This is a genomic window from Bartonella sp. LJL80, assembly GCF_054871565.1.
In genome coordinates, this window is sequence record NZ_JBTXLM010000002.1 from 328,192 (window position 1) to 348,362 (window position 20,171).

Annotated in this window: 27 protein-coding genes; 16 read left to right on the top strand and 11 right to left on the bottom strand. The window is 48.5% G+C overall.

Going from position 1 to position 20,171, the window contains the following annotated elements; genetic code table 11:
- The first annotated feature begins 99 nt into the window (after positions 1-99).
- The 3 genes from pyrE to hemN all read left to right on the top strand — a co-directional run bounded on the left by pyrE (position 100) and on the right by hemN (position 2,925).
- Positions 100-678, top strand: coding sequence for an orotate phosphoribosyltransferase (pyrE, locus tag ACYSNS_RS05750; RefSeq protein ID WP_461722181.1), 579 nt, complete (start codon positions 100-102; stop codon positions 676-678).
- 205 nt (positions 679-883) lie between these two features.
- Positions 884-1,516: a Crp/Fnr family transcriptional regulator gene (locus ACYSNS_RS05755; RefSeq protein WP_461722182.1), complete on the top strand. Its 633-nt coding sequence runs from the start codon at positions 884-886 to the stop codon at positions 1,514-1,516.
- Positions 1,517-1,590: 74 nt separating this feature from the next.
- Positions 1,591-2,925 carry an oxygen-independent coproporphyrinogen III oxidase gene (hemN, locus tag ACYSNS_RS05760; RefSeq protein ID WP_461722183.1) on the top strand — a complete coding sequence of 445 codons (1,335 nt, stop codon included), beginning with the start codon at positions 1,591-1,593 and terminating at the stop codon, positions 2,923-2,925.
- Between the two features lie 114 nt (positions 2,926-3,039).
- Here hemN and ACYSNS_RS05765 read toward each other — a convergent pair whose 3' ends face one another.
- The gene (locus ACYSNS_RS05765; RefSeq protein ID WP_461722184.1) at positions 3,040-4,236 is read right to left on the bottom strand and encodes an MFS transporter; all 1,197 of its coding nucleotides are present in this window, start codon (positions 4,234-4,236) and stop codon (positions 3,040-3,042) included.
- 175 nt (positions 4,237-4,411) lie between these two features.
- Between ACYSNS_RS05765 and ACYSNS_RS05770 the strand changes: the two genes are divergently transcribed.
- The 10 genes from ACYSNS_RS05770 (at position 4,412) to panB (ending at position 11,867) form a co-directional block, all read left to right on the top strand.
- On the top strand, positions 4,412-5,017 hold the full coding sequence (locus ACYSNS_RS05770) for a DUF2062 domain-containing protein (protein WP_461722185.1): 606 nt from the start codon (positions 4,412-4,414) through the stop codon (positions 5,015-5,017).
- 2 nt (positions 5,018-5,019) lie between these two features.
- On the top strand, positions 5,020-5,421 hold the full coding sequence (gene acpS / locus ACYSNS_RS05775; protein ID WP_461722186.1) for a holo-ACP synthase: 402 nt from the start codon (positions 5,020-5,022) through the stop codon (positions 5,419-5,421).
- 81 nt (positions 5,422-5,502) lie between these two features.
- Complete coding sequence (gene lepB / locus ACYSNS_RS05780) at positions 5,503-6,288, top strand: signal peptidase I (protein ID WP_461722187.1); 786 nt, start codon at positions 5,503-5,505, stop codon at positions 6,286-6,288.
- A gap of 9 nt (positions 6,289-6,297) precedes the next feature.
- Positions 6,298-7,005 carry a ribonuclease III gene (gene rnc / locus ACYSNS_RS05785; RefSeq protein ID WP_461722188.1) on the top strand — a complete coding sequence of 236 codons (708 nt, stop codon included), beginning with the start codon at positions 6,298-6,300 and terminating at the stop codon, positions 7,003-7,005.
- The gene (gene era / locus ACYSNS_RS05790) at positions 6,998-7,903 is read left to right on the top strand and encodes a GTPase Era (protein WP_461722189.1); all 906 of its coding nucleotides are present in this window, start codon (positions 6,998-7,000) and stop codon (positions 7,901-7,903) included. The genes rnc and era overlap by 8 nt, the downstream gene beginning before the upstream one ends.
- A gap of 2 nt (positions 7,904-7,905) precedes the next feature.
- Entirely contained in the window at positions 7,906-8,637 is a 732-nt protein-coding gene (gene recO / locus ACYSNS_RS05795) for a DNA repair protein RecO (protein ID WP_461722190.1), read from the top strand.
- 131 nt (positions 8,638-8,768) lie between these two features.
- Complete coding sequence (locus tag ACYSNS_RS05800; protein ID WP_461722191.1) at positions 8,769-9,620, top strand: DoxX family protein; 852 nt, start codon at positions 8,769-8,771, stop codon at positions 9,618-9,620.
- A 12-nt stretch (positions 9,621-9,632) separates the two neighbouring features.
- The gene (locus tag ACYSNS_RS05805) at positions 9,633-10,121 is read left to right on the top strand and encodes a GlcG/HbpS family heme-binding protein (RefSeq protein WP_461722192.1); all 489 of its coding nucleotides are present in this window, start codon (positions 9,633-9,635) and stop codon (positions 10,119-10,121) included.
- A gap of 79 nt (positions 10,122-10,200) precedes the next feature.
- Positions 10,201-11,055, top strand: a complete 855-nt coding sequence (panC, locus tag ACYSNS_RS05810) for a pantoate--beta-alanine ligase (RefSeq protein ID WP_461722193.1) — start codon at positions 10,201-10,203, stop codon at positions 11,053-11,055.
- Complete coding sequence (panB, locus tag ACYSNS_RS05815; RefSeq protein ID WP_461722194.1) at positions 11,052-11,867, top strand: 3-methyl-2-oxobutanoate hydroxymethyltransferase; 816 nt, start codon at positions 11,052-11,054, stop codon at positions 11,865-11,867. The genes panC and panB overlap by 4 nt, the downstream gene beginning before the upstream one ends.
- Before the next feature lie 23 nt (positions 11,868-11,890).
- Here the strand turns inward: panB and ACYSNS_RS05820 are convergent, their stop codons facing one another.
- Genes ACYSNS_RS05820 through ygfZ form a run of 5 tightly spaced genes read right to left on the bottom strand, consistent with a single transcriptional unit; the run spans position 11,891 to position 14,839 of the window.
- Complete coding sequence (locus ACYSNS_RS05820) at positions 11,891-12,337, bottom strand: hypothetical protein (protein ID WP_461722195.1); 447 nt, start codon at positions 12,335-12,337, stop codon at positions 11,891-11,893.
- 4 nt (positions 12,338-12,341) lie between these two features.
- Positions 12,342-12,788 (bottom strand): MarR family winged helix-turn-helix transcriptional regulator, encoded by a 447-nt coding sequence (locus ACYSNS_RS05825; RefSeq protein WP_461722196.1) that lies wholly within the window; start codon positions 12,786-12,788, stop codon positions 12,342-12,344.
- Between the two features lie 31 nt (positions 12,789-12,819).
- A complete protein-coding gene (locus ACYSNS_RS05830) occupies positions 12,820-13,335 on the bottom strand; it encodes a tyrosine phosphatase family protein (protein WP_461722197.1) in 516 nt (171 codons plus the stop codon).
- Positions 13,335-13,955, bottom strand: a complete 621-nt coding sequence (locus ACYSNS_RS05835) for a YfbR-like 5'-deoxynucleotidase (protein WP_461722198.1) — start codon at positions 13,953-13,955, stop codon at positions 13,335-13,337. The genes ACYSNS_RS05830 and ACYSNS_RS05835 overlap by 1 nt, the downstream gene beginning before the upstream one ends.
- Positions 13,955-14,839: a CAF17-like 4Fe-4S cluster assembly/insertion protein YgfZ gene (ygfZ, locus tag ACYSNS_RS05840; RefSeq protein WP_461722199.1), complete on the bottom strand. Its 885-nt coding sequence runs from the start codon at positions 14,837-14,839 to the stop codon at positions 13,955-13,957. Before ygfZ ends, ACYSNS_RS05835 begins: the two co-directional genes overlap by 1 nt.
- Before the next feature lie 65 nt (positions 14,840-14,904).
- On the opposite strand from ygfZ, the gene ACYSNS_RS05845 reads away from it, so the two are divergent.
- A complete protein-coding gene (locus ACYSNS_RS05845; RefSeq protein ID WP_461722200.1) occupies positions 14,905-16,245 on the top strand; it encodes a dihydroorotase in 1,341 nt (446 codons plus the stop codon).
- A gap of 9 nt (positions 16,246-16,254) precedes the next feature.
- Entirely contained in the window at positions 16,255-16,953 is a 699-nt protein-coding gene (locus tag ACYSNS_RS05850) for an HAD family hydrolase (protein ID WP_461722201.1), read from the top strand.
- Positions 16,954-16,962: 9 nt separating this feature from the next.
- Here ACYSNS_RS05850 and ACYSNS_RS05855 read toward each other — a convergent pair whose 3' ends face one another.
- The 5 genes from ACYSNS_RS05855 to ACYSNS_RS05875 all read right to left on the bottom strand — a co-directional run bounded on the left by ACYSNS_RS05855 (position 16,963) and on the right by ACYSNS_RS05875 (position 19,283).
- The gene (locus ACYSNS_RS05855) at positions 16,963-17,244 is read right to left on the bottom strand and encodes a hypothetical protein (protein WP_461722202.1); all 282 of its coding nucleotides are present in this window, start codon (positions 17,242-17,244) and stop codon (positions 16,963-16,965) included.
- Positions 17,245-17,444: 200 nt separating this feature from the next.
- Positions 17,445-18,128 carry a hypothetical protein gene (locus tag ACYSNS_RS05860; RefSeq protein ID WP_461722203.1) on the bottom strand — a complete coding sequence of 228 codons (684 nt, stop codon included), beginning with the start codon at positions 18,126-18,128 and terminating at the stop codon, positions 17,445-17,447.
- Positions 18,129-18,136: 8 nt separating this feature from the next.
- Complete coding sequence (locus tag ACYSNS_RS05865; RefSeq protein ID WP_461722204.1) at positions 18,137-18,394, bottom strand: hypothetical protein; 258 nt, start codon at positions 18,392-18,394, stop codon at positions 18,137-18,139.
- Positions 18,395-18,483: 89 nt separating this feature from the next.
- Complete coding sequence (locus ACYSNS_RS05870; RefSeq protein ID WP_461722205.1) at positions 18,484-18,855, bottom strand: TIGR02301 family protein; 372 nt, start codon at positions 18,853-18,855, stop codon at positions 18,484-18,486.
- Positions 18,855-19,283, bottom strand: coding sequence for an NUDIX hydrolase (locus tag ACYSNS_RS05875; protein WP_461722206.1), 429 nt, complete (start codon positions 19,281-19,283; stop codon positions 18,855-18,857). The genes ACYSNS_RS05870 and ACYSNS_RS05875 overlap by 1 nt, the downstream gene beginning before the upstream one ends.
- A gap of 64 nt (positions 19,284-19,347) precedes the next feature.
- On the opposite strand from ACYSNS_RS05875, the gene ACYSNS_RS05880 reads away from it, so the two are divergent.
- Positions 19,348-20,103, top strand: coding sequence for an SOS response-associated peptidase (locus ACYSNS_RS05880; RefSeq protein WP_461722207.1), 756 nt, complete (start codon positions 19,348-19,350; stop codon positions 20,101-20,103).
- The last annotated feature ends 68 nt before the right edge of the window (positions 20,104-20,171 follow it).

The window sequence follows — 20,171 nt, forward strand, 5'->3', positions numbered from 1 at the left end:
GGATTGAAGAGACCGGGCTGAGGTTCAGCCTTTGGCAATGTCCCTCCATTCGATTGTTAACTGGCGAATAATGACGCCCGAAAACGCAGAGGTTTTGACATGAATACGCAAGATGTGGTTGATATTTTCAAGCAGGCAGGCGCCATATTGGAAGGCCATTTCATCCTGACATCGGGTCGCCACAGCGGTACCTACATGCAGAAAGCCAAAGTTTTTATGCATGCAGATATGACAGAAAAGCTTTGCCGCGGACTGGCAGAAAAAATCAAGGCCGGTGTTGATGGTCAAATCGATTATGTCGTTGGGCCAGCCATAGGTGGTCTCATCCCGTCCTACGAAACGTCACGTCATTTAGGAATCCCGTCAATTTGGGTCGAGCGTGAAAATGGACAATTTCGCTTGCGGCGTTTTGAAATCGCGAAGGGTGCGCGCGTTGTCATTGTCGAAGATATTGTAACCACTGGTCTATCGATCCGTGAAACTGTTGACGCCATGCGCGCTGCGGGTGCCGACGTGGTCGCAGCCGCTTGTATAGTAGATCGGTCAGCGGGCAAGGTCGATGTAGGCGTTCCGCTGATAGCTCTTGCGGAATATGAGGTTGCCTCATATCCGGCAGATGCACTGCCGGCTGAATTGGCTGCAATACCTGCTATCAAACCCGGTAGCCGAAATATCTGATTGTTTTTTTTGTTTTAGCCCCTATTTATGTTATACTATGTGCTTAGCGGGTGAGTTCATTTAAAATCTGAATACAGGATAGAGTTTGACATCACATTGTGACGACCATTGTTCACGTTCCTCAGCGGGGAACGGTCATGAGGATGCGTGCAGATCTTGCACGGTCCATGACCTAGCGATTTGCGCACCCCTGCGTGAAGAAGAATTGCAACAATTCGGCGACCTCAACCATCATCAGAGTTTTCCGGCCGGTGCGGTTATTTTCGAGGAAGGCGAAGTTCGTCATCATGTCTATACGCTTGTTTCTGGGACAATCCGGCTTTTAAAAACTTTGAACGATGGGCGGCGGTGCGTGACCGGATTCGTCATCCCCGGTGATTTTATAGGGCTTATCGATAGCGAAAAGCACATCCTTTCGGCAGAGGCGATTACACCGGTCACACTATGTGTGTTTGACCGCGATCGGATAGATGCTTATTTTAAGGAACACCCGCCGGTACGAGACCGCTTTCTTGAGATGGCGCGTGCGGCATTGCATCGCTCCTATGACAGCCAAGTTATCTTGAGCCGTTTGGCACCGATCGAAAAAGTTGCGCGTTTTATTCACGACCTAGCAAGGCGCATGGAGGCTAATCAATTCAGTGCCTCGCCCCTTAATCTTGCAATGAATAGAACGGATATTGCCGACCATCTTGGGTTAACGATTGAAACAGTCAGCCGTTGTTTTTCAAAACTGAAGTCGCAAGGTGTGATACGCTTGATATCCATAAGTAAGGTGGAAATTCTTGATCGTGCAGCACTTAAAAAGATCGCTGCTATCGGCAATGAGGTTGATTAAAACGGTGCTGACACCTATCTCTTGTCATTGTAGTCTGATTTTATAATTATTTTTGAAATTTGGAAGGATATGCGATGAAAACGGAAACACTGTTGCACTATGCGACAATGGCTGTCCCCCGTTATACTTCTTATCCGACCGCCGCGGATTTTGTTGCCGTCAGTGACGAACAAAGGGCGACTTGGCTCGGCAACCTGCGCGCTGATGAGCCCGTATCTCTCTATATTCATGTGCCATATTGCCGACAGCTCTGCCATTATTGCGGGTGCCATGCAAAAGCTACGGTACGTGATGAAGCTATAGTGACTTATGCCGACAGCGTTGTGAAGGACATTCACCTACAGGCACGCCATCTCAAAGGCAAACCCCGTGTCGTCCACCTACACTGGGGTGGTGGTACGCCGTCCATTCTGTCGAGAGATTCATTTTTGGCAATCATGGCGGCTCTACAACAGTATTTTGTTTTCGATGAAAAAGCTGAACACGCGATTGAGCTTGACCCACGCACTGTCACGCGTGATCTCGTCAATACATTAAAGGATATTGGTGTCAACCGTGCCAGTTTGGGCGTGCAGGATGTTAATCCCGAGGTGCAAAAGGCAATCGGGCGAATTCAACCTGCTGCGACAGTCAAGCGCTCAGTCGATTATCTCCGGGATGTCGGTATCGAACGAATAAATTTTGACTTGATTTATGGTTTGCCGCTGCAAACTCAAGAAACACTCATCGAAACTTGCCAGACAATTGCTGCCTATAAGCCAGATCGTGTTGCTTGTTATGGCTATGCACATTTGCCAAAAAGACGAGCCAATCAGAAACTTATTGATGAGGCGCTTCTGCCAGGTCCTTTTGAGCGGTTTCAGCAGGCCGAAACCGTTGGCCGCACATTGACTGAACTGGGCTATGAAGCGATTGGCATTGACCACTTTGCCGCCAGTGACGATCCGATGGCCATTGCTGCAAAACAAAATAAACTGCATCGCAATTTCCAAGGCTATACGGATGACGATTGTCCGGTTCTGGTCGGCTTTGGCTGCTCGTCAATATCACAGTTCAGGGAGGGGTTTGCACAAACAATTCCTGATATAGGTCAATATCGCCGTGCGATGGATGCCGGCCAAATGGCCACTGTCCGTGGAATAGCAATCGATGATGATGATCGTCTTCGGTCAGATATGATTGCAGATTTAATGTGCAACTTCACTCTGGATCTATCGCGATATGGCGGTAAGGAAAAGTTTCAGGACGCATTGGACAATATCCATCCGATCGTGGCCGATGGTATTGTGGTCGAAAAAGACGGTATCATTACAATGACAGATGAAGGTCGGCCATTCGTTCGTGCGGTTGCGGCGCTTTTTGATGCCTATCGCAAGCAAAACGTCGCGCAATTCAGCGCTGCTGTCTAAACATCTTGGTGCATCATTTTTGGTGCAATAATCTTTCTGAAGATCAGACTTATCGATTAAGAGCGTTCCAGCACAATACTGGAACGCTCTTATTTTATAAAAGCACCACCGTGTTTACCGGTGGCCTGTGCGCAATTTTGGCAAAAATATTGCCACAAGCCCCAATAGCGGCATGAACGAGCATATTTCAAACATTGCCTGAGATCCTATCAAATCCATAACCCGTCCGAGCGCGGCAGCAGATAAAGCGCCAATGCCGAATGAAAGACCAAAAAACAGGCCTGCTACGGTGCCAATTTTGCCCGGCATAAGTTCTTGTGCAAAGACGACAATGGCAGGAAATGCTGAAGCAAGGATCATCCCTATGATAACAGTCAATATCGCCGTCATGGGGAGATTCATGTAGGGCAGGATGGCGGTAAAAGGAAAAACGCCGAGGATGGATACCCAGATAACCGTTCTTGCACCGATACGGTCGCCGATAGGGCCGCCGAAAATCGTACCGACGGCTATGCCGCCCAGATAGAGAAAAAGCAATAATTGGGCTTGATGCAGGCCGACGCCAAATTTTTCCATCGTGTAGAACATATAATAGTTTTGCATGCTGGCCATATATACGTATTTGGCAAACATGAGCGCCACCAGCACGATAATAGCTCGCCGCACCTGTGACGTTGTCAGGTTGTGGTTTGCGGTGATTGATTTCCGCGCTGCTCTCGCCTTCAGGTTATCGGCGTACCATCTACTGACAAATGTCAGGATGATAATACCGAGAAAGGCCAGCACTGCCAACCAGCCGACGCGCTGTTGCTGGCTTATGAACAATGCTGCGATCAGCGGCCCTATAGCAGATCCGGTGTTTCCGCCAACCTGAAAAATTGATTGTGCGAAGCCATGTCGTCCTCCTGAGGCGAGGCGGGCGACACGGGATGCCTCTGGATGAAAAATGGAAGAACCGAGGCCCACAAAAGCTGCACCAACCAACAACATGTAATAATGGTGCGCATTGGCAAGCATTAGCAAACCAATCATGGTTGATGCCGATGCGAAAGGCAGTGAATAGGGCATCGGCCTCTTATCAGTGTAGAAGCCGATGAGAGGCTGTAACACAGACCCAGTCAATTGATAAATGGCTGTAATAATGCCGACCTGCAAAAATGTCAGGCCATAATTTTCTCTCAATATCGGGTATATTGCGGGAAGCATTGATTGCATAACATCGTTAAGAAAATGTCCGCAACTGATGGCAATAATGATGGAAATGAATGTCATTTCCGCCTTGTTAGCGTTCTGGCTGACTGTGTCGGTCATGACGTCCTCTCCCTTGTCATGACCGATAGCATTAGAAATTGTACCTGAAGACTTCAAGGGCAAAGATATTGTGATAACGCGATTGTGCATTGATCCTGCTGCAAAAGAGTATCGCAGTTCGGGGTTTTCAATAATAAAGATTGTCTCGGACTATCGGGACGTTTATGAGAGGCAGATGCTTTTTCGTCGTCGAAAACCTGTTAGCTTTCTAGAGCGCGTGCGTGTGTGGTTGTGGCCGCGCCGTTCTTTTTCGCGTTCGCTAAAATATATGGGAAAACGGATTTTAAGAATTTCTGCTACGCCGCATGAGGTAGCATTAGGGCTTGGCATTGGTGTGCTTGCCGCCAGTTCCCCCTTATTCGGGTTGCATATCTTTCTTGCAGCCATTTTGGCATGGACGCTTCGTGGCAATATTGCGGCCGCTATCCTTGGTACAGTGCTTTCAAATCCGCTTACCTTTCTTCCTATTGTCATGGCCGATTATAAGCTTGGACATCTGTTTTTGTCGCTTTTTGGCGAAGTCGAAGAAATACCCTTGTCGGAGATACGGTCAATGTTTGAGGGGCTTACCTTGTCTCAAGCTTGGACAATTCTGCTGGAGGCTTGGGATTCTGTCATGAAGCCCATGTTGTTGGGGGGTGTCATTCTGGGCCTTGTCCTTGGCGGTCTGGCCTATATCTGTGCTTATCGTGCGACGTATAAATTTCAGAAACGGCGGCATGAGAAGATGGCAGAAAAAATTCGTTTGCGACTGCAAAAGCAAACAGAACAGGAAATCTAACAATGATTATCGGCCTTGGTAGTGATATGATAGATATCAGGCGCATTGAAAAAGCCCTGACCCGCCATGGTGATCGTTTTGTTGAACGTGTTTTTACACCGACAGAGATTGAAAAGTCGGAAGGACGAAAACTTCGTGCGGCATCTTATGCAAAACGCTTTGCTGCAAAAGAGGCATGTGCAAAGGCTCTCGGGACAGGCATAGCACGTGGTGTCTGGTGGAAGGACATGGGGGTTGTCAACCTACCATCGGGAAAGCCTACCATGAAGTTGACCAATGCCGCCGATATACTTTTGGGAAAACTGTTACCAGACGAGCATGAGGCGGTTATTCATTTGACCATCACCGACGATTTCCCTTGGGCACAAGCTTTTGTTATTATAGAAGCTGTTCATCGTGGATAGGTGTTACATGCCATTGCGGCTAAGATGAATGACATTTAGAAATCAGAATAAGTTTCAGCCGTAAATGAAGGCAGGATTTGAATGAGCGAAATAGATAAAACTCCAAAAAAGATTAAGAAAAAGGGCGGCACGATGGAGTTCCTCTCTGTCGTCATCCAAGCGCTTTTATTAGCGATGGTCATCCGTACGTTCTTTTTTCAGCCTTTCACAATCCCATCAGGGTCGATGCGCCCGACTTTGTTGGTTGGTGATTATCTGTTTGTATCAAAATATGCTTACGGCTATTCGAAATTCTCGCTACCCATGTCGCCTAATCTCTTCTCCGGCCGTATTTGGGGCGCAGAACCTAAGCGTGGCGATGTTCTGGTCTTCCGTCTTCCGTCGAATACGGATATTGATTATATCAAACGCGTCGTCGGCTTGCCCGGTGATCGCATACAGGTCCGACAAGGCGTTCTTTATATCAATGACGAAGCTGTGCCGCGGGAATTGGTGGGACAAATTGACAATGCCGATATAACCGAGGTTAACCGGCCTGTTGATGTTTACCGCGAAACTATGCCCAATGGTGTTACCTATAATACACTCGATCTCGGCTTTTATCCGCAGGTCGACGATACAAAAGTCTTTGAGGTGCCGCAGGGTTATTACTTTATGATGGGTGATAATCGCGACAATTCAGACGATAGCCGCCTGAATGTGGGTTATGTCCCGGCAGAAAACCTGATTGGACGGGCCAATCTGATTTTCTTCTCGATAGGCAATGGTTCAAGTGCATGGCAATTGTGGCGGTGGCCTTTCGATGTTCGTTGGGGACGCCTGTTTTCCTTCGTGCAATCAATTCAGTATTTTCCGCCAGAGAAATAGGTTTCTGTGATGGAGCGGCAAAAGATAGATAGGCTTGAGAAACTCACCGGTCATCGTTTCAAGGACGAAGAGCGTCTGCAACGTGCTCTGACCCACGCAAGTGTGCAAGATGCGGGGCAGGGCAACTATGAGCGGTTGGAATTTCTTGGTGATCGTGTCTTAGGGTTGCTGATTTCCGAAATGCTGTGTGGGTTTTTCCCGCACGCTACCGAGGGTGAGCTATCTGTGAGGCTCAACGGGCTGGTCAATGCGGAAACCTGTGCCGATATCGCATTGGAACTGGGGCTGCCAGACATTATCTATGTCGGTGCCGAGATGAAAAACCTCGATGGACGCCGCTTGGCCAACATGCACGCCGATGTTGTCGAAGCTTTGATCGCTGTGATTTATGTGGAAGGCGGACTTGAAGCCGTTCGTCCGTTTATCAAACGGTACTGGGAAGATCGTGCGCGTCAATCGGATGCGGGACGGCGGGATGCAAAAACCGAATTACAGGAATGGGCCCACACGCAAAACGGCGCCCAACCGCAATATCGCGTTGTTAAGCGCCGCGGGCCTGATCACGATCCGGTCTTTGAGGTAGAAGTACGAATTTCCGGTTTTGCACCCGCAACGGGAACAGGCCGATCAAAACGCCATGCCGAACGGGCAGCGGCTGAAAAGCTTCTCATGCGCGAAGGCGTATGGGAACAAGCAGAAAGAAATGAGAATGAATGACACGATAAAGACGCGCTCGGGTTTTGTTGCCCTTATCGGGGCACCGAATGCGGGCAAATCCACACTGGTTAATCAGCTGGTGGGAACAAAAGTGTCGATTGTCACCCATAAGGTGCAAACAACCAGGGCTTTGGTCCGCGGTATAGTCATTCATGACAATGCACAGATCGTGCTTATTGATACGCCCGGCATTTTCAGGCCTAAACGGCGGCTGGACAGGGCAATGGTATCGACTGCCTGGGGTGGTGCAAAAGATGCCGATGTCGTGCTTGTACTCATTGATGCGCAAGCCGGCGTCAACGACGAGGCAGAAGCAATCATGGAGGCGCTTGAGGGTGTCAAGCAAGATAAGATTCTGGTGCTGAACAAGGTCGACACAGTCTCGCGCCCGTCCTTGTTGGAGTTGACGGCCAAATTGAATGAGCGGGTGAACTTCTCGAGAACATTCATGATATCTGCCTTGAATGGCTCTGGATGCAAAGATTTGTTGAATTATCTATGTTCCATTATGCAGGAAGGTCCATGGTTTTATCCCGAAGACCAGATATCCGATATGCCGATGCGGCAACTCGCGGCTGAAATAACCCGTGAGAAACTCTATCTACGTTTACACGAAGAGTTACCCTATGCTTCGACCGTCGAAACGGAAGGATGGGAAGAGCGTGCAGACGGGTCGGTAAAAATCAATCAGGTGATCTATGTCGAACGCGATAGCCAAAAGAAGATCGTTTTGGGTGCCAAGGGTGAAACCATTAAAGCCATCGGACAGGCAGCCCGCAAGGAGTTGATGGAGATCATGGAACAGAAGGTTCACTTGTTTCTCTTCGTCAAGGTGCGTGATAATTGGGGTAACGATCCTGAACGCTATCGGGAAATGGGTTTGGATTTTTCTGACTGAAGATGGAATGGAAAGAGCAGGCCATCATCCTGGGAACCCGCCAACACGGTGAAACGAGCGCCATTGTTGAGGTTATGACCCGCCAGCATGGTCGCCATATGGGGGTCGTCAAAGGTGGACGTTCGCGTCGTATGAGCGCGATGTTGCAACCTGGCAATCGCGTTGCGGCCCAATGGTGGGCAAGGCTCGATGAACATTTAGGCTCTTTCCGGCTTGAAGCGATCGACTTTCATGCGTCGCAGATGATGCTGCTTCCGCAGGCTTTGTATGCGCTGCAATTAATGGCCACCCATTTACGGCTTTTGCCTGAACGGGACCCTCATCCTGTTTTATTCGATATTTTACAGCTTCTGATCGAGCACTATGAGGATCCGTTGGTCAGTGCTGAATTGATGGTGCGTTTTGAAATCCGGTTACTGGAAGATCTCGGCTTTGGCTTAGACCTGACATGTTGCGCCGCAACTGGTCAGCGCGATCAACTCGTATATGTATCGCCCAAATCGGCCCGTGCCGTTTGCGAGGCTGCGGGAGAGGAATGGAAAGATAAATTGCTGCCACTCCCACAATTCCTCGTCAATAAAAGCGGCCGACCTTCGGGGGCACACGATATTAATGACGGTTTTACCTTGACCGGATATTTTCTGTCACGACACGTTTGGGATGCCCGCGGCATGCAGGCACCTTCGGTGCGCAATGGTTTCATACAATCCATTGCGCGGGCATTCAAAGCTTAAATCAAAGTCCAGATAAAGCGTGCAATGTTCAACGGAAGTTGAAGGTAAATCAGCGTTTCGTGATTTTGGTATTCCGCTTCGTCGACGCTATTGTTTCCATCGATATCATTCAAATGAGCAGGGCAGGGGAAATGACCGATCTTCTTTCACTAAAAATCTATCAGGAAATGCGTCCCAACCGCGTGCCGACGATATTTGCCGCGTTTCTATGTTTGCTATGCTTTTTCGTTTCACTTTATGTGGGCTTCGTCAAAGGGCAACTTCCCAGTTGGAGTATTTGGACAACGCCGCTGATGTTGGCACTTGCAACGTCTGCCTGCCTTTTTGTCATGCCAAAAAACTTCACACTCGGTTTTCTGTTTGCAACACTGCCTTTTATGATTGCTTGGCGTATCGGAGCGATGAATGATTCATGGAGCCTGATGACGATATGCACGATTACCTTTCTCATTTTTTTGCTGCAGTTTCTCGATTGTGCCTATACTATGTTGGAAAGAAGCGATGCACGCTGGAATGAGCTCGCAGAATGGCAATTGACATTTCTGCGGTTATATTTCGGATATGACATGGTCGGGCATTTTACCGAAAAGCTTTTTGCGGGCTATGGTTCCTATTTACATATGACGGGCGTATTTTCGACAAAATATGTCATATCATTGCCACCAATCTTTGTTGTCATGGGTGGTCTATGCGAGTTGGCGGTTGCTATTGGTATCGGTATGGGGTTCCTCACACGTCTGACCGCGGTGGTAGGCGCTTTATATTATCTCGTTGCCAGTTTGATCGGCTCGCATTTCCTGATGGGCTATACTTGGAATGCAGGTGAAGGTGGTTGGGAATACTGTATGTTGATGATGGTCTTTTTCATAAGCTTTGCCTTCGTCGGCGCAAGCAAATTCTCAATCGATGGCTGGCTGTTACGTAAAGGTTGGATCCCACAAAGACTGCGCTGTCTGTTCTACACCAAAATTATATCAAGATAATGGATAAAAAAAATGAAAAACGCTACCAGAAGAGTCATTGCATTTGCGGCTGCAGCCACGCTGTTTTCAACTGCCGCAATGGCGGAATATGCAACATCCACACTTGCGCTGGAAGATGCAAGAGGCCTCATCGCAAAGGGGCAGACTGCGGCTCAAGGCCTAAAGATCAACGTCTGTATGGCGGTAGTTGATCCGAGTGGTACATTGATCGCTTTCGACCGTATGGACCATGCGCCTTATGGCTGTGTTGAAGCAGCCATTGCAAAAGCTAGAGCTGCCGCACTATTTCGCGTTAAGACGTCCGTCAATATGCAACGTGTTAACGGTGATGAACCGGCCATTGCGACGCTCCCGCAAATGGTGCCGCTAGGTGGTGGTGTACCTGTCATGAATAATGATGCCGTGGTCGGTGCTGTCGGCGTTAGCGGCGCAACGAACCCTATGGAAGTGAAAATTGCCGAGACAATGGCTGGTGGCTACGGAGTTCAGCCAACAAAATAGGGCAAGCCGATAGACTCGGTCTTAACAAAGACCATTCACCTGATTAAAAGGACATTGGTTTTCTTACAGGTGAACGGTCATGAAAATATTGAAGACAATTGATGAAGTGCGTAGCCATTTGGCAATCGATCGTTCAAAAGGGCGTTCTATCGGCCTTGTACCCACCATGGGCGCACTTCATATCGGTCACTTGACGCTTGCAAAGCGATCTATGGCGGTCTGTGATAAGACGCTTGTTTCAATCTTTGTCAATCCAAAACAATTCGGGCCAAAGGACGATTTTGAAGCCTATCCGCGTGATCTCGAAGGAGATTGTAAACTTCTGGATAAAGCCGAAGTCGATTATGTCTTTGCGCCTTCTATTGCTGAAATGTGGCCGGTCGGAAATCAGACATCTGTGGATGTTGCCAAACTCTCTAATATTCTAATGGGCCGTTTGCGCCCGGGGCATTTTCGCGGTGTAACGACGGTGGTTGCCAAACTTTTCAATATTGTGCAGCCTGACAAAGCATTTTTTGGCCAGAAGGACTTTCAGCAACTCACCATCATCCGCCGCATGGTTGAAGATTTGGCCTTTCCTGTCGAGATTGTCGGTGTGCCGACTCTACGCGACGAGGATGGCGTTGCGAGTTCATCCCGCAACCAGCTTTTATCGACAGAAGATAGAAAAGCGGCGGCGATAATCCCTGCAAGTTGGAAAGCGGCCGATACGCTTTTTCGTAGCGGCGAGCATCGTGTGGCCGAGTTGCGTAACACTGTTCGTTCTGTTTTGCAGCAAGAGCCACGTGCGCTCATTGAGTCAATTGATTTTCGCGATTTAAACACGCTAAAGGCAATTCGCGGCAATGTGGCGAAATCGGCGGTGCTTTTATTGACAGTCCGGTTCGGAACTGTACGGCTGATTGACCAGCACATATTAGGAGAAGAATCATGAGTTCACACCAAGCTGTCAAACGCATGACTGCGCCGCAGATCAAGGCACGCAAAGGTGGTGAACCTATCGTTTCTCTAACTGCCTATCAGGCCTATAGCGCTCGTATAGCAGACCCTTATTGCGATTTCTTGTTAGTGGGAGACAGTGTAGGCATGGTTGTTCATGGCTATGATTCAACGCTGCTTGTCAGTTTGGATATGATGATTATGCATGGTCAGGCTGTCATGCGTGGTTCCCAAAGCGCTTTGATAGTTATCGATATGCCCTTCGGGTCTTATGAAGCCAGCCCTGAACAGGCCTTTAGTAATGCCTCCCGCCTGATAGCAGAGACAGGATGTGGTGCCATCAAACTCGAAGGTGGCGTAACGATGGCGCCTACAGTCCAATTTCTCAGTCAACGCGGTATTCCGGTCATGGGGCATATCGGGCTGACTCCGCAATCGGTAAACAGCTTTGGTGGTTTTAAAACCCAAGGCCGCGATAAAGCGGATTGGCCACGCATAGAGGAAGATGCGGCTGCTATTGCAGAAGCGGGTGCTTTCGCCGTTGTCTTGGAAGGTGTCGTCGAGCCATTGGCCGCAAAAATTACCCGACAAATACCGATCCCTACAATTGGTATTGGCGCGTCCAATCAATGTGATGGCCAAGTGCTGGTTATGGAGGATATGTTGGGTTTCAGTGAATGGGTTCCGAAATTTGTCCGGCAATATGGAACGCTGGGTAGTGCAATGGAGCAGGCGATAAAAAGCTACTCGGATGATGTCAAATCACGTGCTTTTCCGAGCAATGCGGAGATCTACGCGCTGAAATAGCATTTTTATCGGTTAAATAAAATTTATCGCGAATAGCGTGTCAACGCCTTGCCTGCCCTCATATTGGCAATGACCAGTATGATGTTGAGGGCTCCAAAGATTAGCTCAATCGCTTGTAAAATCCAAAATAAAGCATGGAAGTTTTCGTTAAGCGCCATATTCCGCAAGATCAGCGCAAAAGGGATAAGGATGAGAATGCCATTAAACGCGATTATGGGCATTCTCCTCTTCTTGGCTTTGATGACTTGGTTTTTGGTGTTTCCAGACATTTTGAAGCCGGTAATGCCCGTCATCATAATTGCGGGTATGAGGATAAAAAAACCCCAAGGAATGGATACTTTGACCGCTGTAATGTATGTTTGATCGCCATAGGCTTCAGCGATAAGGGTTGCAAGCCAAAAACACGATAAAATGACAAGCGTCATCGTTGCGCCCACTTTATGGGCACACAAAATGTATTTTCTGTTCATGAAACTATTCCTTATGTGTCAGCTGATAAAGCTGCTCTAATCCTTCAGATATTTTGCAAACAGCCTGTTGATCGAGCTCTTTCAGGATCAATACGGCCGCCTTTTCCCAATCGCTGTTAATGCTGGAAAACAGTGATGAACCAGTGTCGGAGAGTGAGAAGATCGAAGACTTTTTATGGGCCGGATTTTCCTGTTGAATAAGGTGCCCCGCTTTGGTCAGCTCGTCGACAGTTCGCTGGACGGCCTGTCGGGTAAGCCCCATGTTGCGGGCAATCTGCGGTACCGTCAGCGGTGCTTTAGCCAAAGTGATTGCCCCCAATACTTTCCAACGCGCAACCGTCAGCCCGTGCGGTTGTGCAAGCTGTTCGCCCAACATGTTCACGGCTTGATGGCTGCGAAACAAAGCGATGATGAGTGTATTGAATGTGTCTAATGCCGATAAATTATTCATGACAACATATTGTCACAATGACATCATGTTGTCAATTGTTTATTGGCAGCATGAATGGCGTTCCTTCAAAAGCCTCTGCACCGCGACCAATGCCAGCAATCGCTTGGCGCATTCTGCCATTGCGGCCGAGAAGATCATCAGCCAAAGACACCATAAGTTTGTTCGGCGTTGCCGAGGGCGCATTCTGCCGCAAAAGATTGGCAATTTCACTCTCGCTCGTTGCAGGTGATAAAGCACAAGCGACGATATAGGCCGATGCTGTTGATCGTGAAATACCCATGAAGCAATGGATAAGGAGCGGATGATCACGACGCCATTGATTGGCAATAGAAAGTATCTCCCTTATGTGCTCGTTTGAGGGAGTGACTAATCCCTCCTGCGGTTCTGTAATATCGTTAAAACCGAGAAAATGATGATGCTCGGCTGTCACCATTGACGGGCAAACCATAGCCGTACCGATATTCATCAAGCTGATGATGTCACGAGGTTGATGCTGCGCTGCTGTGTCTTCTAATTGTGATAAAGGGCAAACGACGAGATAGGACATTAATCCGTTTCCTCTGCTTCAATGGCATTAAAGCGCGCAAGAAAACCGCCTTCTACCTGTTGTGTTGGCCGTGGCACAAGATCCAGTCCATCTGGCGTAATCCCATTCGGACGGCCGAAATAGCGGAATGCCTCTTCTTCACTGAAGCCGGCCAAAGTAGTGGCTTCATAAAAAGCGGCGATGCGGTCTGCCTGTTTAATCTGCTTTTGTATCTTTGGGCCAATATCGGTCGGAAGCGCGAAACGTATATGGATTGCATCTTGGAGGTTTGTTTCGATGCGTTCATAGCTGCCGCCCATAACTGCCTTGAACGGCGATATCATATCGCCAATAACATATTCTGGCGCGTCATGCAGCAGTGTTAATAGCTTCTCCTGCGCTGTAGCGAGTGGAAACAAACGCAAATAAATCTGTTCAACCAATAGCGAATGTTGGGCAACGGAATAGGCGTGTGAGCCTTTTGTCTGTCCATTCCAGCGTGCAACGCGGGCAAGCCCATGAGCGATGTCTGTTATCTCAACATCAAGTGGCGAAGGATTGAGCAAATCCAACCGGCGACCTGAAAGCATCCTTTGCCATGCACGCGCGGCACCGTCCTGCGCCTTTTCAGCTTTCGCCATCAATCCTTCTCCGCTGTGTCATCTGGAAACTGATAGTTCATATTTTCCGCAATATGCAGATGCATGGGAATGCCGTTAGCTGTTATCTCGATGTCTGCATCCATTGCTGATTTAACACGGTCGATACGCACGAGAGCGAGGGCGTCATTGTCAACAACCGATCCTAATTGTCCGACTGTTTTTCCGCCGGCTTCAATTGATGCATGGGGGGAAAGGACATCTGCGCCTTTTGCTATTAACAATCGCCGGCGGGCCGTAGCGCGGTGATGCATACGCGAGACAACTTCCTGCCCAACATAACACCCTTTTTTGAAAGACAAACCACCAGTCTGATCGAAATTGATATCGTGTGGGAAAACTTCATTGCTGGCAAAGTCAAACCCGCTTTCGGCAACAGCATATTGAATCCGCAAGCGCGTCCATGCTTTTTCTGCTTCAATACTATCATTAATTGTCGGGGCAGGGAGGTCGCCGATAGGATAGGTTCGCGTGACATTCTGCCGTTGGGGAAAGCGCTTATCGATAAAAGCTGAATCATTTTGTGAACCAGGTGAATCAGTACCCCAAGAAACAGCGACAACAGATTCTGTTGATTCAACAATTTCTACTTTCGACCGCAATTTGTAGAGATTCAGGCGTTTGTAAAATGCATCCGCCATTTCTGTAGAGATATCGAGAATGTAACCCTTGCTCGTCTTCGCGATCAGGAAGTCGAACAGCACTTTTCCTTGCGGTGATAGCAACGCGCCCGGCAACAAAGCATTGATAGGAAGATTTTCCACATCTGTCGTAATCAGATTGTGTAGAAAATGCGTTGCATCCTCGCCAGTAATTGCCACCAGACGGCGGTCTTTTAAGTATACAGATTGCTGATTCTCGAGCATGGTTCTTGCCTTTCCTCTCGCAGTTACGTAATCGGTAAAGAGGCCACCTGCAAGGAGCAACACTTATGTCCAGATCATTTGATACAATTTTCAAAGGCGCCACACTTGTCAACCATGATGGTATCGGGCAGCGTGATGTTGGTATCGTCAACGGTCGGATCGCGGAAATAGGCGATCTTTCGACGCGTTCGGCTGGTGAAGTTGTGGATTGTATAGGATTGCATATCCTTCCTGGTATCATTGATAGTCAGGTACATTTCCGTGAACCGGGTGGTGAACATAAGGAAGATTTGGAGAGTGGATCCCGATCGGCAGTATTGGGCGGTGTTACCGCTGTTTTCGAGATGCCAAACACCAATCCGCTCACCACAACCGAAGCGGCCCTTGCTGATAAGGTGAAACGCGGCCATCATCGCATGCATTGTGACTTTGCGTTTTGGGTGGGAGGAACACGAGAAAATGCTCATGAAGTGGCTGAGCTCGAGCGTCTGCCAGGAGCGGCAGGCATAAAAGTATTCATGGGATCATCCACGGGTAATCTTCTGGTTGATGATGACGAAAGCGTCACAGCCATCCTCAGAAATACGCGTCGTCGTGCCGCGTTCCATTCCGAGGATGAAGCCCGCTTGAATGCCAGAAAAGATTTTCGCATTGAGGGTGACGCATCCTCCCATCCGGTGTGGCGCGACGAAATTGCAGCGCTGCAATGTACCCAGCGTTTGGTCAGGATAGCCCATGAGACCGGTGCTCGCATCCATGTGTTGCATATCTCGACAGCCGAGGAAATCGACTTTCTCAAAGACCACAAAGACGTGGCCACACTTGAAGCGACACAACATCACCTGACTCTGACAGCTGAAGACTATCATCGTCTTGGCACGCTTGTCCAAATGAATCCACCAGTAAGAGAAAGTCGCCATCGTGATCGCTTATGGTATGGGGTGGATCAGGGCATCATCGATGTCCTTGGCTCCGATCATGCACCACACACATTGGAAGAAAAGCAAAAACCTTATCCTCAATCTCCATCGGGTATGACCGGTGTGCAAACGACGGCTGCCATTATGCTTGACCATGTCAATGCGGGCCGGCTTTCACTGGAACGCTTCGTTGATCTCAGCTCTCACGGCCCTAACAGAATTTTCGGTGTAAGTCGTAAGGGACGGATAGCGGTTGGTTACGATGCAGATTTGACGATTGTTGATCTCAAGCGTGAAGAAACAATTGAAAATAGTCTTATTGGCTCGCGTGCGGGCTGGACTCCTTACGATGGTAAAAAGGTAAAAGGCTGGCCTGTAGGTACAATTATTCGTGGCAAGACGGTCATGTGGCAGGGTGAGATCGTAACCCCGTCTCAGGGCGAGGCCGTTGAATTCGTCGAAACCTTGCCGCATCTTCACCGATAGAGAGGAACAATGCCCATCAAAACCATCGGGTTGGATGCCGATGACACGCTTTGGCATAATGAACGGCTGTTTCGCTTCACCGAGGCGCAGTTTGCAGAGGTTCTGGCCGATTATGCTGATCCGGCAACGTTGGAAAGCCAATTGCTCGAAGTCGAAAAGCGCAATCTTGCGCTTTATGGCTTTGGGATAAAGGGCTTTACGCTTTCAATGATTGAAACCGCGATCGAACTGACTTCGGGGCGGGTACCGACGCAGGTCATCAAAACCATTCTGGATGCCGGGCGTTCGATGATAACCCATCCTGTCGAGGTCTTTGACGGGGTTAAAGAAACGCTTGCTCTGCTGAAACAACACTACCAGCTGATCCTGATAACAAAAGGCGATCTATTCGATCAGGAACGCAAGCTGGCTGAGTCCGGCCTTGGCGATATGTTTGCGGCGGTTGAAGTCGTAAGCAATAAAGACCGGTCAACCTATGACACTCTTTTCAAACGCCATGCCGGCGACCCGTCAGACGCGATGATGGTCGGCAATTCTCTAAAGTCGGACATTATTCCGGCGTTGGAAACAGGCGCATGGGCGACATATATACCGTATGATGTTACTTGGGTGTTTGAGGAGGCAGAAGAGCCGAATGCGCATCCACGCTACCGTAGGGTTGAACGGTTGGCCCAACTGGACTTTGTGCTGCAAACTCTCAAGTTATGAAGTCATTTCTTATTCTGCTTGTGATGGGTCAGGAGCCCCTTCATAGAGATTGTCGTCGATGAGGTCATGATCCTCATTTTGAAGAGGGCGGAGTGCCATGTCAATTTCATCATCGGCGATAGAGCCGGTGGGGTCATCTTCGAGCGACTGCCCAAACGATTCTTCAATAGCATCAACCATATCCGGCATTGTCTGATCGCTTTCGCCCTCGATCTCTGCAGGCGTCAAAGGTTGCGCGACGGTCTCATCTGTTGAGCGGCCTGTTGGGTTATTACTATTATAAGGTGACATATATTTTCTCCATTGCCTATGCAATCATGCATGAGAGCACTTTTCGACCTGATGCTATCCGGCCGACGTGTCTCAAGCTTTTGATTTGTCGCGGTATCGTATCCGATCGATGATTCGCATCAATCGGGAACCGTTCTAATAATGGAATTTTAAAGCAATGGTTCCGTTAGCACTATTGGTAAAAGCGTTTGGTGTACGGCTCAATCGCCGGTAACAAAAAAGCGCCATTTGCCATCCGGCGTGATGCCTATACGATAGAAAGCGTATGTGCCGATTTCTTTCATTTGCTCCAGGTCACCAGCGGTCATAATCTGAAAAAGCTGTACCAATTGCGGATTGGTCAAATGTTCAACCGGTATAGCTACAAAATAGGGCCACACGTATATTTCTTCATTTTCGCCCTCATCGAGGTGGACATATCCGGAATTGAAAAGGTCAATCAAGATGGCCAAAGTTTCAAGACCTTGCCCATCGCCCGATTGCTGCTTGATAAAAGCAATGGGATCTTTAACATCATCACCGACAGAAAGCTGCGTGGGCTCCGCGCTGTTCCCAAAGAGGTTCTTTAGATTATTAACATCGCCGGTTTTGGCAGCATCGATAATTTTCTGCCGCATGAGTTTCACAGGTGCGGGAAGTTTATCAATATCATATTCGATAGCAGGCGGGGGCGTATTTGCTTGATCCGTTGGCACTGCACTGCCGGCATCCATGCCGGGAAGAGGTATAGGGTTGGAGTCGTCATCACCGCTATTGTTTTTATCGCTATCCTGCCACCCACTTCCTGAAAAGTCAGTCAAGGCTGTCTGATAAGGACCAGCAACGGCACCTACCGTCATAGTAAAAACAAAAAAGAAACCAAAAGCCAGTGTTTTCAATACCATATCGATCTCTATTGAATCGTTTTATAATCAGCAAAATCACCCATGACCACTTTATCACGCATATGCGACAAAAGCTTCAATGCCTGTTTTTCAGAACGGTTGCGCATAAGATGACGCAGTGCTGTATCGAAGGCTGCTTCGGCTAGAATTTCAGGTTCTATACCATTGGAGATGCCACCTGCCCATGCTTCCGTCTGATATTCCACAGCCGCAAGCTTTTGTTCTTCAGCAATGACGGCGGCTAGGTCTGTGTTAGAATGGCTCATAGACAAACTCGTCAAATCCTCGTGCAAAATTCGATTTCAGACACTTTAGCAGATTTTGATACCTTGTCAGTTTGATAAGGCAAAAAAGGTTAATTGCCGAAACGGTTCAGTAATTCCTTCGACAAGGCTTCACCTTCGGCAATATAACGCCGGTCGGCATCAATGGCTGAAACTGTGCAACTATGATAACTATCCGAAAACGCGCGATATGCATCATTAAATGCGGCATAGAGCCGGGCGCGCCTTGCAGGATTGGGATTTTCAGCCTTTACAAGTTCTGCCATGCGATCACGCCATTGCGGTGTCGCTTCACCACACAAATTTCTAAGATAGTGTAGCGATCCAAGGATCTCGGCAAGACGCAACATTTTGGAATCATATTGTGGCGCCTGTTGCGCAAAAGCCGGGGTTGCTCCCAGCGTTAAACACACAATAATCAAACTTTTCAATACATTGCGCATTAAACCGGACTCTCATTTTGAACCAATTGGCGTGCCACATCGACAACCGATGGGATAACTCTATATTGCGTCATCTCGTCCAATGACAACCAGAAAACACCTGCAGCATCGTCGTCCGCCAAAGCTTCCCCCTGAAAACTCAAAGCGTGATAGACCGAGAGATAAAATCGCGCTTGCTGCCCATGGTTTTTTGCGAGATCAAGAGTTACAAGATGGCTCAATTCACCAGCTTTAAGATGCGTTTCTTCCATCAATTCACGTCTGGCGGCATGTTCTGGAAGTTCACCGGGTTCTATTCTACCGCCCGGAAAAGCCAGCCAGTTTTTATAGGCTGGCTTTGCACGCTCGATAAGCAGGAATAGACCGTCTCGACGGCAAACCACGGACACAGCTTGAACAGAATGCGACGGTGCGACGGTGAATTTCATGTGCAAAACAATATAGATTTGCTAGAAAAGTCGCAAGAGTCTTAATGAAGGCAGAAGGTAGCCTATGTGCGGTCGATTTTCAATTTGTGCTACGGCCAGACTGGTCGGAGAAGCTTTTGGCGCATGGATTGAGGGAGAGTTTCCCTATCGTTATAACATAGCGCCGACCCAGCCAATCTTGCTTATCCGCTCTCCCGAATCCTATCGTGATTCACGATCCAATCTGCCACCGCATGACATGATGCTTGCACGCTGGGGATTTATTCCGGCTTGGACAAAACAACCCGATAGCTGGCCTTTGACCTTCAATATCCGGGCAGAAACCGTGAGTGAAAAAAAATCGTTCCGCAATGCGCTTCACTATCATCGGGTTATTGTTCCGGCTACCGGTTTCTATGAATGGAAAAAAGCGCCTAACGCTAAGTCCCAACCGTTTTATATTCATCAAAAGGAAGGCTCGATCATCGGTTTTGCCGGCCTAATGGAAACATGGAGTGGGGCAGAGGGGTCGCAGGTAGATACCGCAGCTATTCTCACCTGCGCTGCAAAGCCTCCATTATCGGCGCTTCATCGCCGCATGCCAGTAGTGGTCAGGCGAGCAGATGTGGCACGATGGTTGGATTGCCGCAGGTATCGGCCGGACGATGTTATGGATATTCTGCAGCGATCCTCTATTGAAGATCTTGCTTACCATGCGGTGTCAGACAAAATTAATAACGGTGCTTATCTTGGAAGTGACGTGCAGGACGCCATTTTGTTGCAAGAAACGGAAAAAAGCGCTGGCAAAGAGACTGAAAACAAACAATTCGATCTTTTCTGAGCCAAGACGGTCAATATTCAGGGGTAAAGATTGTTAGAGTCTTGACCGCTCGTGTAAGGCTTGTCAGA